The sequence below is a fragment of the Polynucleobacter sp. GWA2_45_21 genome, from assembly GCF_001830325.1.
Taxonomy (GTDB): domain Bacteria; phylum Pseudomonadota; class Gammaproteobacteria; order Burkholderiales; family Burkholderiaceae; genus Polynucleobacter.
This window is the reverse complement of record NZ_MHZG01000001.1, coordinates 15,164-29,271: the sequence shown is the minus strand read 5'-3', so window position 1 is coordinate 29,271 and position 14,108 is coordinate 15,164. Positions and strand designations below refer to the sequence as shown.

Annotated in this window: 8 protein-coding genes; 5 read left to right on the top strand and 3 right to left on the bottom strand. The window is 47.0% G+C overall.

From position 1 onward, the window contains the following. Positions 1 to 109 precede the first annotated feature (109 nt). From smc to ligA, 3 genes are read left to right on the top strand one after another with little or no spacing between them, the layout of a single operon-like run. A complete protein-coding gene (smc, locus tag A2X74_RS00120) occupies positions 110 to 3,631 on the top strand; it encodes a chromosome segregation protein SMC (RefSeq protein WP_293627186.1) in 3,522 nt (1,173 codons plus the stop codon). Between the two features lie 18 nt (positions 3,632 to 3,649). After that, a complete protein-coding gene (locus A2X74_RS00115) occupies positions 3,650 to 4,702 on the top strand; it encodes a cell division protein ZipA C-terminal FtsZ-binding domain-containing protein (RefSeq protein WP_293627184.1) in 1,053 nt (350 codons plus the stop codon). A 9-nt stretch (positions 4,703 to 4,711) separates the two neighbouring features. Further along, on the top strand, positions 4,712 to 6,727 hold the full coding sequence (ligA, locus tag A2X74_RS00110; RefSeq protein WP_293627182.1) for an NAD-dependent DNA ligase LigA: 2,016 nt from the start codon (positions 4,712 to 4,714) through the stop codon (positions 6,725 to 6,727). Positions 6,728 to 6,782: 55 nt separating this feature from the next. Here the strand turns inward: ligA and A2X74_RS00105 are convergent, their stop codons facing one another. Beyond that, entirely contained in the window at positions 6,783 to 7,706 is a 924-nt protein-coding gene (locus A2X74_RS00105) for a LysR family transcriptional regulator (RefSeq protein ID WP_363925291.1), read from the bottom strand. A gap of 103 nt (positions 7,707 to 7,809) precedes the next feature. On the opposite strand from A2X74_RS00105, the gene A2X74_RS00100 reads away from it, so the two are divergent. Next, entirely contained in the window at positions 7,810 to 8,976 is a 1,167-nt protein-coding gene (locus tag A2X74_RS00100; protein ID WP_293627180.1) for a mandelate racemase/muconate lactonizing enzyme family protein, read from the top strand. A gap of 26 nt (positions 8,977 to 9,002) precedes the next feature. Then, positions 9,003 to 9,980: a tripartite tricarboxylate transporter substrate-binding protein gene (locus A2X74_RS00095; RefSeq protein ID WP_293627178.1), complete on the top strand. Its 978-nt coding sequence runs from the start codon at positions 9,003 to 9,005 to the stop codon at positions 9,978 to 9,980. Positions 9,981 to 10,494: 514 nt separating this feature from the next. Here the strand turns inward: A2X74_RS00095 and A2X74_RS00090 are convergent. Beyond that, positions 10,495 to 13,098, bottom strand: a complete 2,604-nt coding sequence (locus tag A2X74_RS00090; RefSeq protein WP_293627176.1) for a [protein-PII] uridylyltransferase — start codon at positions 13,096 to 13,098, stop codon at positions 10,495 to 10,497. A 22-nt stretch (positions 13,099 to 13,120) separates the two neighbouring features. Then, on the bottom strand, positions 13,121 to 14,020 hold the full coding sequence (gene map / locus A2X74_RS00085) for a type I methionyl aminopeptidase (protein ID WP_293627808.1): 900 nt from the start codon (positions 14,018 to 14,020) through the stop codon (positions 13,121 to 13,123). Between the last annotated feature and the right edge of the window lie 88 nt (positions 14,021 to 14,108).

Genomic DNA, 14,108 nt, shown 5'->3' with positions numbered 1-14,108 from the left:
GGTGGGGCAAAAACCCGTGTGAGGAGCCCTAAGCTTGCTATCATCTTCCCACTTTAGTAATAATTTTTACCCCCTTATTTGAACCCCTTTTTTCCCTGCAAAGTACGCCGTGCAACTGAAATCCATCAAACTTTCCGGCTTTAAGTCATTCGTCGATCCAACCCACTTTGAAATGCCAGGTCAATTGATCGGTGTTGTGGGCCCTAACGGCTGCGGAAAGTCGAACATTATTGACGCTGTTCGTTGGGTTTTGGGTGAGTCTCGCGCTAGTGAGTTGCGTGGCGAATCGATGCAGGACGTTATTTTTAATGGTTCTGGTTTACGTAAACCATCTGGCCGTGCCAGTGTGGAGCTCATTTTTGATAATTCAGAAGGGCGCGCTCAAGGTCAGTGGAGTGCTTTTACAGAATTGGGTATTAAACGTGTTCTGACGCGAGATGGTAATTCTAGCTATTACGTGAACAATCAAGTTGTTCGTCGCAAAGATATTCAAGATATTTTCTTGGGTACGGGTATGGGTCCAAGAGGCTATGCCATCATTGGGCAGGGCACCATCAACCGCATCTTGGAAGCCAAGCCAGAAGAGTTACGTGTGTTCTTGGAAGAAGCTGCCGGCGTTTCAAAATACAAAGAGCGTCGCAAAGAGACTGCTTCACGTCTAGAAGACACAAAAGAAAACTTAGTGCGCGTAGAAGACATTCTGCGCGAGCTCGATCAGCAGGTAACTCGCTTAGAGAAGCAGGCGACTGTTGCTGAGCGCCATGCTGAACTGTCCACAGAGATGAAGTCGCAGCAACAGTTGCTCTGGTTTGTTCGTCAGACTGAGGCTGGTAAAGAGCAAGAACGTCATGCCAATGGTATTCGTGACACTCAAGTAGGCTTAGAAGAGCAGACCGCAAAAATGCGTCATGCTGAAACTGAGCTTGAGACGATGCGCACACAACAATACGCATTGCAAGATAAGGTTTCTGAAGCGCAAGGTGATTTGTATCAAACCAATGCTGATGTCAGTCAAGTAGAGTCACAGATTCGTTACGTGCAAGAAGCACGTCAGCGTTTGCAACAGCAATCTCAAGATTTACAAGCCCAACTGCAGCGTTGGACTGTACAAGAAACAGATGCTGCCCAAGCACAACGTACTGCTGAGCAAGAGCTCAGCTTAGCTGCTGAAAAAGAGCAAACATTAGTAGCGGATTTATCTGGCTTGCAAGAGCAAATGCCGGCCCGCGAAGAGGCTTATCAAATTCATGCACGTGAACTCAATGATGCCCGTGAGAACTTAGCAACGATTGATCAGCGCTTGGCGAGTTTAGGTGAGCGTGTTAAAGCTATTACTACTCAAGTAGAAGAGCTCAAAGGGCGCGATACCCGTCTTGAGGCTGAGCTTGCAGGTATGCGCAGACCTGATGCTGAAGCATTGCAAATGGCAATCGATCGCCATGCAATGGCACAGCGCAAAGTCGACGAAGCAAGACAAAAAGCAGGCGAAGCGCAACAACGCGTTCCAGCTGCGGATGAGGCTCGCAACACTGCGCAACAACAAATTCAGTCGGCTAACCAAGAGTTGGCTCAAACCGAAGCAAAGCTCACTGCATTAACTGCATTGCAAGCCAGCGTTCAAGCCCAAGGCAAAATCGGCCCATGGCTTGAGAGCAAAGGCTTAAAAGAGAGCAAGCGTTTGTGGCAAGAGCTCAAAGTAGAGAGTGGTTGGGAAGCTGCCCTAGAGTCTGTATTGCGTGAGCGCTTGGCTGCCGTTACAGCGAAGAGCGTTCAAGAAACTTTGGCTCTAGCAAATGATGCCCCTCCCAGCCGTTTAGCAATTTTGTTAACAGAAGATATTTCTCCTGCGCATACTAATGTGCCAGCGGATTTCACACCTTTGTTGACTCGTGTTCAGAGCGCAGGTGCGCCAGGTGTTGCCGCTGTATTGCAAGAGTGGTTAGATAACATCTATATTGCCAATAGCTTGGAAGATGCTCTGCATCGTCGCGAGAAGTTACCTGCTGGCGGTGCTTTTGTTACCCAACAAGGTCATTTGGTCAGTCGTGTGGGCGTGCAGTTGTATGCAGCCGACTCCGAGCAGGCTGGTATGTTGGCGCGTGCTCAAGAGATGGAAGGTCTCGAGAAGCAATTACGCGCACAGAAGTTAATTCAAAGTGAATTGCAAGGTGAGTTGGATCAATGTGTTGCCAACTATCAGGCTGCACACCAAGCTGCTGAGCAAACCCGCATTGCTGCTGAGCAAGCCGTACAAGAAGTGCACGGCTTTGAAGTAGAAAGAATGCAGTTAACTCAAGCTGAAGAAAAGTACAGCCAACGCGCTGAACAAATTCAGGGTGAGTTAAGTGAGTTGCGCCAACAAATGGAGCAATTAATTCAGACTCAAGAGCAATCGGCTGAAGAGCTTGCTCAGTCAGAGGAATCTAAGCAAGGCTTGCAAGAAAACCTGGCTATTGCCCAAGAAAAACTCGAGTTAGCTACTCAAGAGCGTGATCGTCTACGTGAAGCTTTGCGCTCATCCGAGATGTCAGCTCAAGAGGCGGCATTTGCTACCCGTTCCTTGCAGCAGCGTATTGCAGATTTGCAACGTGATCAAAGTACTGCGCGCGTGCAGATTATGGAGATTCAGGATAAGCAGGCCACTTCAGAGCAAGAGCTTGAAACACTAAGTGATGAAGAGGCGCAAGATAAATTACAGGGCCTCCTATTGGCTCGCAGTGCTCGCGAAGCCGCATTAGCAAATGCACGTACAGAACAAGATGCGTTATTGCATCAATTGCGCGAAGCGGATGAAGTGCGTTTACAGATTGAGCGTAGCCTTCAGCCAATGCGTGACAAAGTGGTCGATTTACAGTTGCGTGAACAGGCTGCCCGTTTGAACTTTGAACAGTTTGCAACCTTACTGTCAGATGCTGAAGCAGACCTCACTGCATTAGAAGCTAGCTTTAGTCCTGATCTCAAAGTGGGTGCCTTACAAACCGAGGTCAATCGCCTCAACTCAGAGATTCAATCTTTGGGCCCAGTCAATATGGCTGCCTTGGATGAGTTATCTAGCTCACGTGAGCGCAAGCAGTTCTTGGATGCGCAGTCTGCTGACTTGAACGAAGCAATGCAGACTTTGACGGATGCGATTGCCAAGATCGATGCGGAAACCCGTGATCTCTTGCAGGGCACCTTTGATCAGGTCAATACCCATTTCGGAAAACTATTCCCTGAGTTATTCGGTGGTGGTCATGCTGAGTTGGTAATGACAGGTGAAGAGATTCTCGACGCTGGCGTGCAAGTGATGGCTCAACCTCCAGGCAAGAAGAATAGCTCTATCTACTTACTTTCTGGTGGTGAAAAGGCCTTGACCGCGATTGCCTTAGTCTTCTCCTTATTCCTCCTCAATCCTGCACCGTTCTGTTTGCTCGATGAGGTTGATGCACCTTTGGATGATGCGAATACCTTGCGTTATGCGCAGATGGTTGCCAAAATGTCTAATAAGACTCAATTTGTGTTCATCTCACATAACAAGATCACTATGGAAATTGCGCATCAGTTGATTGGTGTCACCATGCAAGAGCAGGGTGTATCTCGTATTGTGGCGGTGGATATTTCTTCTGCGGTATCTATGGTGGAGGCAGCTTAAGTGGATCTAGAGCAATTCATGACAATGTTAGGTTTGTCTGACTTGCAGCTCGCTTTAGCTGTTATTGGCCTACTGATTCTCATAGCAGTAGCCATTCTTAATCTTAAGTACGCTCGCGCACGCCGTAAGGCAAAAGCAGCTGGCGAATACTCTGCTGATGATCGTTTTGCCAAAGAGCCTTCTTTTGGCCAGGGCTTTGCTGAGGCTGGAGAGCGTTCCGAACCTTCTTTTGGTGAGATAAACCTCCCAGTTGTATCCGCCCCAGAAACTTTTTCAATTGATCCTCGGATCGATTGCGTTATCACTCTGCGTTTCGACGAGGGTATTAGCGGTGCTGAAATTCTTGATGAAATGAAGTCATGGACTGATGAGCCATCTAGCTCAACAGCTCGTTGGATGTGCGAAGGCTTAAATGCAGATGTCGATGCCGCTGAAGATTGGGAAGCTTTACGCCCAGAAGCGTCTTATTCTGAGTTGCAATTAGCAATTCAGTTAGCAAATCGTCGAGGCCCAATTGGCGTTTTGGAGTTATCTGATTTCTGTTCACGCGCTCAAGCGCTTGCAGAAACCTTGGGTTCCCAGATTGATATGCCGAGTGTGAACACTATGCTTGAGAGCGCAAAAGAGCTTGATGCTATGGCTGCTGAGAGTGATATTCAATTGAGTATCAATGTATTGTTCGATGAACCAACGCCTGGCGCCAACTTTGATGCCTTGATGCGCAAGCGTGGCTTTAGACTTTCTCGAAATGGTCGTGCTTATGAGTTCTTTAGTAATGGCACACTTATCTTTACTAGTGCAGAAATTGATCCTAATGCACCGGTCAAACAAGTAACTCTATTGCTGGAAGTACCTTTGGTATCCCATGATGAGCGTGCTTTTGAGCGTATGTTGGGTGAAGGTATTGAGATTGCCCAGGCTGCCCACGGTCGCTTGGTAGATGACAACGGCATTAATCTGACTGAAGCTGCAGTGATCAGTATTCGCCAGCATCTTGATATTTTGTATGCCAATCTTGAGAAGGGTGGCGTTCCAGCTGGCTCTTCTACCGCTGGCAGACTCTTTAGCTAAGGAATCGCTTTGTCGTCCTCTAGTCCGACAAACTTAGCGGATCGCTACGCATTCTTGCAAACTGAGTTGGCGCGCCTTGAGCATGCTTACTACGTTTTAGATAACCCTATAGTTCCTGATAGCGAGTATGACCGTCTATATCGAGAACTCATCGAGATAGAGTCAATTCATCCGGAATGGATTACTGCAGATTCACTTTCACAAAGGGTGGGTGGTACCGCGTTAAAAGAGTTTGATTCAGTTACCCATGCCGTGCCGATGCTTTCTTTAAACAATGCGTTTGAAGATGCTGAGTTGATTGCTTTTGATCGGCGCTGTCGTGAGGGTTTGCATATTGATCATGTAGATTACGCGGGCGAACTCAAATTTGATGGTTTGGCAATCTCCCTGCGCTATGAAGATGGATCATTGGTGAGGGCGGCTACTCGAGGTGATGGCGCCAGCGGTGAAGATGTCACTGCGAATATCAAAACGATTCGCGCTATCCCACTTAAGCTCTCTGGTGACAATATTCCAAAATTATTAGAAGTGCGCGGTGAAGTCTTTATGTATCTCAAAGACTTCCAGAAAATGAATGAGCAAGCCGCTGCTCAGGGTGAAAAAGAATTTTCCAACCCTCGCAATGCAGCAGCAGGGAGCTTACGCCAACTCGATTCCAAGATCACGGCAAAAAGACCGCTATCATTTTTTGCCTATGGGCTCGGAGCGCTGGAGCCACAATCGTGGCTACCAAAAACTCATGAAGAGTTGCTCAATGCTTACGTCAAGCTGGGTTTGCCAGTTTGCTCAGAGCGCCGCGTTCTCAAATCTGTAGAAGAAATTTTGGCTTTCTACAACGAAGTAGGTGCCAAACGTGATTCTTTGCCTTATGACATTGATGGAGTTGTCTATAAGGTCAACTCCTTTGCAGAGCAAGCTAAGTTAGGCTTTGTATCCAGAGCTCCACGCTTTGCTTTAGCTCATAAGTTCCCAGCGCAAGAAGCCTTAACTACCGTTCTCGGAATTGATGTGCAAGTCGGACGTACAGGCGCCATTACTCCAGTCGCAAGACTTGCTCCAGTGGAAGTAGGGGGTGTCACTGTCACTAATGCGACTCTCCACAATGAAGACGAAGTGAAGCGCAAAGATGTACGTATTGGCGACACCGTTTCAGTGAGACGAGCAGGGGATGTGATTCCTGAGGTGGTTTCGGTAGTAAAAGAGCGTCGACCAGCTAATGCAGCAGAATTTGTAATGCCAACACACTGCCCTGTATGTGATTCACATATCGAGCGCTTGGCAGATGAAGCGGTTGCGCGTTGTAGCGGCGGATTATTCTGCGGCGCTCAGCGCAAGCAGGCCTTAATTCATTTTGCTCACAGAAGAGCGTTAGATATTGAGGGTCTAGGCGAGAAAATTGTTGACCAATTAGTCGATCACAATTTAGTTCGAACGCCAGCTGATCTTTACCGCCTGGGCTTTACTGCAATCGCCAACCTAGAACGCATGGGTGAGAAGTCGGCAGATAATTTAATCCAAGCAATTAATCAATCCAGAAATACGACGCTAGCCAGATTCATCTTTGCATTGGGCATTCGCCATGTGGGTGAGACAACCGCCAAAGACTTGGCCAATCACTACCAATCCATGGACGCCCTGATGGATGCCAATCTCGAAGACTTGCTAACAGTTAAAGATGTTGGCCCCGTAGTAGCTGACTCCATCACCAGCTTCATGGAAGAAGCCCATAACCGCGAAGTGATCGAGCAACTCTTAGCTTCAGGAATGCAGCTGTCTGTCGAAGAAAAAGTTATCAGCGCAGCCGTAGCAGGAAAAACCTTTGTTCTGACAGGTACATTCCCAACAATGACGCGTGATGAAGCAAAAGATCTTCTCGAAAAAGCAGGCGCTAAAGTCGCTGGATCAGTCTCCAAGAAAACCGACTATGTGGTTGCTGGAGCAGACGCTGGCAGCAAACTCACTAAAGCTGAAGAGCTAGGCGTTCCAGTGATTGATGAAGCTGCAATGCTGGACTTATTAAGCTAAATACCCGTCAATCTTAATGGCTGCTTTCGGCCATGAGCAGCCTCTAGTAGCTTGGCTATTTGCTTTGTTTAGTGGGTTTGATTGCTTCCCAAAATGCCTCGCCTGCCTTGCTAATGGTCGCCTTGTCGCGATAGAGTCTTATCTCCATCTCAATGCACCAGTTATGCGGCGCTGCTTCAACCAGCTTGCCGTTTGCAATATCTTCAGCAATCAATGTCTCTGGAAGCCATGCAATACCACGTGCGTCTAAGGCCATTGTTCGCAGAACAGAAGCTAGATGGGCGGTAAATATGTTCTGGGTTGGTAGTGAGTCTGTGAGCTTGTTATGCATCTCATTAACAATTCTTCCGATGCCAGACTCTTGGCTGTAGCTCAACAACATAATTGGGTTCTTAGCCGTAGCTTTATCTAAAGTGAACTGGGGATTACCAGCCTTATTTGGTGCTGAGACAGGAATCAACGTGTCTTTGCCAACGACTGCAAATGGGTACTTTTCTTTATCAAGCTCGCCCTCAACATTAGAATTTGAATGGGTTAGTAGAAACTGAACTTGGCTCTCAAGCAATAGAGCTTCACATCGCTGCATTACATCCGAAACTAATTGAACCTGCCCAATAGTGATCTTTGATTCAAGACCTCTTAACCAGCTAGGCATGAATGTAAATGACAGCGCGTGTGTCGAGGCAATACGCAAGGCATTTGAATTCGCCTCATTAAAGGCTCTAGCTTCACCCGGTATTCTTGCTGCTCTAGTTATCATGTCTTTGGCAACGGACTCAAACCAAGTGCCCGTATCGGTCAGCGTCGCTGGCTGAGTAGAGCGATTAAACAAATCTGCCCCGATCCATTCTTCCAAAGCCCGTATCCGCCTACTAAAGGCGGGCTGCGTCATGTGCCGCTCTTCAGCTGCCCGTGAGAAGTTACCGCTGCTGGCTAGGGCTAGGAAGTCCTCTAGCCACGTAAAGTTCATTGTCTTCATAGTTATGCTTTCAAAGCATAGGATACGAGAAAAACAGCATTGGCGCTAGAAAATAGTTGGCCCTAAGATTCTTCCATCGTTGTTCATAACTACTGGAGAAGACATGAGAATCACCGAAATTAGAGAAATAACACTGCCAATTAGTTCGCCTATCCGAAATGCTTACATTGACTTTAGCAAGATGACTTTGAGTCTTGTGGCTGTGATGACCGATGTGATCCGTGATGGCAAACCAGTAGTGGGTTATGGCTTTAACTCAAATGGCCGTTATGGTCAGGGTACTTTGATGCGTGAGCGCTTTATTCCCCGCATCATGGAAGCTGATCCTGAGTCTTTACTTGATAGCACTGGTAAGAATCTTGACCCACACAAGATTTGGGCGACGATGTTTACCAACGAAAAGCCAGGCGGTCACGGCGAGCGTTCTGTAGCTATGGGAACTATTGATATGGCTATTTGGGATGCAGTTGCCAAGATTGAAGGCAAGCCATTGTTCCAATTGTTATCTGACCGTTATGGAGATGGAAAACCAGATCGTAAGATCTTTGTATACGCTGCTGGTGGTTACTACTATCCAGGTCAAGACCATGGGAAGCTAAAAGATGAAATGCGTAGCTATATTGATCGTGGTTACACAGTGGTTAAGAAAAAGATTGGTGGCGCATCATTAGATGAAGACTTGCGTCGCATTGACTCAATCTTGAGTGTATTGGGCGATGGTCAGAAGTTGTGCGTAGATGCTAATGGTCGTTTTGATCGTGATACTGCGATTGAGTACGCAAAAGCATTGTCGCAATACGACTTGTTCTGGTACGAAGAGCCAGGAGATCCCTTGGATTACGAGCTCCAAGCATCACTACGCAGCTACTACAAGAACCCAATGGCAACTGGTGAAGACTTGTTCTCCATGCAAGATGCTCGCAACCTCATTCGTTACGGTGGTATGCGCCCAGACCGCGACTACCTTCAGTTTGACTGTGCATTGAGCTATGGCTTGGTTGAATATCTGCGTACGCTAGAGATGCTTAAAGAGCATGGCTGGTCAGCTAAGCGTTGCATTCCACATGGCGGTCATCAAATGTCATTGAACATCGCTGCTGGTTTGGGCTTGGGCGGTAATGAGAGCTATCCCGACTTATTCCAACCGTTTGGCGGTTTCCCTGATGGCGTGAAGGTGGAAAACAGTTACATCACGATGCCTGATTTGCCTGGTATTGGATTTGAGGGCAAAGCGGATTTGATCAAAGTAATGCGTGAGTTGTCTGCTTAAAACATTAATTATCTGAGGAGATAAAGATGAAGCTATTAACTAAAGTTCTTATAGCGGTAGGTATTGCTAGTTCAACACCATTTGCGCTAGCCGATTATCCTGATAGACCTATTACGATCGTTGTTCCTTTCGCAGCCGGTGGGCCATCCGATAAGATTGCTCGTGATTTAGCCGAGGCTCTTCGCAAGCCACTTAAAGAAACCATTGTTGTTGATAACACTGGTGGGGCGGGTGGAACTATTGGCGCAGCCAAGGTAGCCAATGCAAAGCCTGATGGCTATACCTTATTGGTTCATCACATTGGCATGGCGACAGCCCCAGCTCTATATCGAAAATTGAGCTACAAAGTACCTGATGATTTTGAGTTTTTAGGCTTAGTAAATGAAGCTCCATCTACTTTAATTACAAAGCCAACAGTTGACGCTAAAAATTTCGCCGAACTGAGAAAATACATTGAATCAAGCGGTGGTAAATTAAATATGGCAAACGCTGGTATTGGTTCTGCGTCACACTTATGTGGGTTGATGATTCAGCAGGCATTAAAGGCGGATTTAACAACTGTTCCGTATAAGGGTACTGCGCCCGCAATGGCAGATCTGATGGCTGGTCAAGTAGACATTATGTGCGAGCAGGCGACTAATTCAGTGCCCCAAATTGAGGGCGGTAAGGTTAAGGTATTTGGAGTAACAAGTACTAAGAGAGCAACAATTCCCGCACTAAAAAATGTACCAACCTTATCCGAGTCTGGCTTGAAGGATTTCAACGTTCAAGTTTGGCACGGCTTATATGCACCAAAGGGCACGCCACCAGAAATCATTGCAAAGCTAAATTCTGCTTTAAAAGTAGCCTTGAAAGACCCAGAATTTATTAAGCGTGAAGAAGCTCTAGGAATTTCAGTCATTAAGGATGATCGCAATACGCCTACAGGTCACAAAAAATTCGTAGAAGCTGAAGTTGATCGTTGGGGCAAAGTAATCCAATCGGCTGGAGCTTATGCAGATTAATAAATTGGTAGGAGACATTAATGCAAGCTCAAATTTTCCAAGTATCCCCTATAAACAATTCAGAACGACGATACCAGTGAGAAGCTGGTGTTTGAATCAATCAGTTGTTGAAGAGAGTTATTGGACGCTTGGGCGTTGCATTACAGAGGCGTCGCACTTTTCCACAAGAGAGCAGTGGGAAAGGGAAAGCCCGATCAGTTACAGCAAGGCTATAAAACGGGGTTGGCTTACCAAATGCACTACGCACATCAAAGGGTTTCGTAGAAAGCCCTCTGTTCCTGCAACATGGACATTAGAGAGGTGCATTGAGGTTGGTAGGCAATGCCAAAAGCGAGCTGAGTTCAAGAAGAGATTTCACTATGCCTATGAGTTAGCTAGATTGAAGGTCTGGCTAGACATCTGTTGTGCCCATATGAAATAAAGGCATTAAAGTCTGCTTCGGGCCGTTGGCGAACATTCCGGCAGCAATCTATGTTAAGCACTGCTTGTAAATAAGCATTGGAGATATTGCCGATTAAGCCCCTAGCGCCTCTAATAAATCCGTCTCCAGCAAGATCTGCAGTTTAGGGTTCTTGCTCAAGTTAGCTGCATCCAATAGGAATACGTCTTCCACTCGCTCGCCCAATGTGTTGATGCGTGCGGTATGTAATGAGACTTGGTGTTTAGCTAAGACTCTGGATATTGCATACAGTAGGCCGGTGCGATCGCTTGCCGATAGAGACAGTGCGTAGTAATGACCACGTTCATCTGGAATCATATGAACGCGTGGCTGGATAGGGAAGGTGCGAGACTGTCTTGAAAGCCTTCCCATGCTGGGTGAGGGCAGTGGATCATTGTTTTGCAGTGCGGCTGTCAGTTCATATTCCACTAACTGTATGAGATCGCGGTAACTACCGCCTTCATCTACCAAATTACTGCCTGAGATTTGGAATGTATCCAGTGCATAGCCATGCTTTGTTGTGTGAATGCGGGCATCCCAAATCGAGAAGCCATGACGCTCAAAGTAAGCACAAATTCTGGCGAAGAGATCTTCTTGGTCTTTGACGTAGACAGCAATTTGTAAGCCTTCTCCAACTGGAGAGAGGCGAGCCCGTACAACCGGAATTTCACTATCCACCTTGTTGTAGAGATGGCGTGTAAGCCAGGCGATATCCGCCGCATCTTGACGTAAAAAGAATGCAACATCTAATTGCTTCCATAAATTCTCGTAGGCAGAGTCCTCAATTGCATAGAGGCGCAACTTGGCACGGGATTCTTCTTGATGCTGAGCGAGCTCGGAAGATGCATCTGGTTTTGCGCCACCCAATACACGTAAGGTAACGCGATACAGATCCTCTAATAGTTTGCCTTTCCAGGCATTCCAGACTTTAGGGCTAGTTCCGCGGACATCGGCAACCGTTAACAGATATAGCGCGGTAAGGTGACGTTCATCACCCACCTTTTTAGCAAAGGCTTGGACAACCTCTGGATCGGTGATGTCTTGCTTCTGAGCTACTTGACTCATATTCAAGTGTTCCGCAACCAACCATACCAATAACTCGGTATCCGCTTTATCCAAGCCATGATCTTTTGCGAACTTGCGCATATCTGCTTTGCCAAGTTCAGAGTGATCGCCGCCACGTCCTTTGGCAATGTCATGAAAGAGAGCGGCAATCACCAATAGCCAAGGTTTTTCAAAATGGGCAATTAGGCTGCTGCAGAAGGGGAACTCATGGGTATGTTCAACCACCATAAAGCGACGTACATTACGCAGCACCATCAAGATGTGTTGGTCGACTGTGTAAACGTGAAACAAGTCATGCTGCATCTGACCAACAATTTTTCTAAAGGCGGGCAAATAGCGGCCGAGAACACTGGTGCGATTCATGAGCTGGAAGGCCCGGCTCACTCCTTCTGGCTCTTTTAGAATCTCAATAAATAGTGCGCGGTTGACTGGATCTTTTCGCCATTTACTATCCATCTTCTGGCGGGCGTTGTATAGCGCTCTAAAGATCGTTGCAGACAAGCTCTTGACGTTTGCTGTTTGAGCAAATACCAAGAAGGTTCTCAGAATTTTCTCTGGATGCTTCTGAAATAGTTCGGGGTCGCTGATATCCAAGACACCTTGACGTTCAATAAAGCACTCATTACCTTCACCAGCAATTGCATGAGTTGTTTTGGACTCTTGGGGGAAGAGAAGCGCTTCAATATTTTGCAGCAGCACATCATTTAATTGGTTAACTGCTTTAGCTGCCCAATAGTAGCGACGCATGATGGCTTCACTGGCTAGTCTGGAAGACTCTTCTTTAATCCCCATCGCTGCGGCAAGTGGAGCTTGTAGGTCAAACGCCAATACGTCTTGCCTACGCTTTGCAAGCAGGTGCAAGTTAGCACGCAGGGTCTCTAAAAAACGCTGGTTGCGATTGAGCTCAGTTAACTCACGTTGAGTTACCAATCCAGTAAGGCTAAGATCTTTAAACGTATTGCCTAGGTGCGCTGCTTTACTGACCCAAGAGATGACCTGTAGGTCACGTAAGCCACCGGGACTCTCTTTGCAATTGGGCTCAAGTGAGTAGGGGGTATCTTGGTATTTGTAGTGACGTTGAATTTGCTCTGCTAGCTTTGCCTGAAAGAAGGGCTTGGGATCTAAAGTCTTTTCATAAACAGATTCAAATTCCTTGAAGAGGGCTTTCTTACCGCAAATGAGTCGTGACTCTAGCAGGGAGGTACGAACGGTGATGTCTTGCTCTGCCTCCGAGACGCATTCGGCGACTGTTCTTACTGAGGAACCAATCTCTAGGCCAGTATCCCAGCATTGCGCTACAAACTTTTCAATCTTGGTGGCTAATACTTCTTCGAAGAATTTCTTATCCTCAGGCAGCAGAATCAGAATATCAATATCGGAGTAGGGGAACAGTGCACCTCTACCGAACCCACCTACCGCTACCAGAGCAGCATCTGCATTTAAATCACAGGAGTTCCATAAGCTAATGAGGAGTTCATCACTGAGCTTACTCAATTGCTTGGTTAATCGCCCAACAACTTGATGCTCGCGAAAATCAGCATAGACCAACTCTCGAGCGGCTCTTAAGCTAGCAACGTCTGCAATAGGTTTCATCGCTGTGAGAGGTTGACCCATTGCGTTTGAACTAAATGATTAATTAAGCGTTGGCTAAGCTTGGTCTAAATGAAAGACTTTTCACGCAATCAGGAGCGGGATTGCTACCCTCTGACCAAGTGAGCACCTCAACACCCGTAGCTGTTACCAAAAGCGTGTGCTCCCATTGGGCGGAGAGGCTGCGATCCTTAGTCTTCACTGTCCACTGATCGGGCATGGTACGAATATCGCGCTTGCCAGCATTAATCATCGGTTCAATAGTGAAGGTCATGCCTTCTTTCAGTTTTTCGCCAGTACCTGGTTTGCCGTAGTGAAGAATCTGCGGGTCTTGATGAAACACCTTGCCAATACCGTGGCCACAATACTCACGCACAACAGAGTAGCCAGCATTTTCAGCATGTTGCTGAATGACGTGACCAATGTCACCTAGTGATGCACCTGGTTTTACCTGAGCAATGCCAAGCCACATGCATTCAAAAGTAATTTGAGTGAGACGTTTCGCCAATACGGAAACTTCACCAACCATAAACATACGGCTGGTATCGCCGTAGTAACCATCGGGCGTAATGACGGTGATATCGAGATTCACAACATCACCAGTTTTTAAAATCTTCTCGCCAGGAATGCCATGGCAAATCACATCATTGACTGAAGTGCAGATAGATGCCGGAAAGGGTGGGTAGCCTGGCGGCTGGTAATTTAGAGGGGCTGGAATGGTCTTTTGGACATCGCGCATGTACTCGTGGCAAATACGATCCAATTCAGCTGTACTCACGCCAGCTTTAACGTGCGGGGCTACGTGGTCAAGAACTTCACTGGCTAGGCGGCCAGCCTCGCGCATCCCTTGGATGTCTTTTTCGGCGGTAAATACACTATTCATGCCTTGATTATCAACGACTTGGCAGTTTTTGGTAGATCTGTAATGCTCAAAAATTGGGCAAATAGTCCATTTCAAGGTATTTACACGGGGCTTGAGATTGCTTGAGTGAGGTGGGAGGGGTCTAGGTGATTGATATTTAAGCTATAATTTC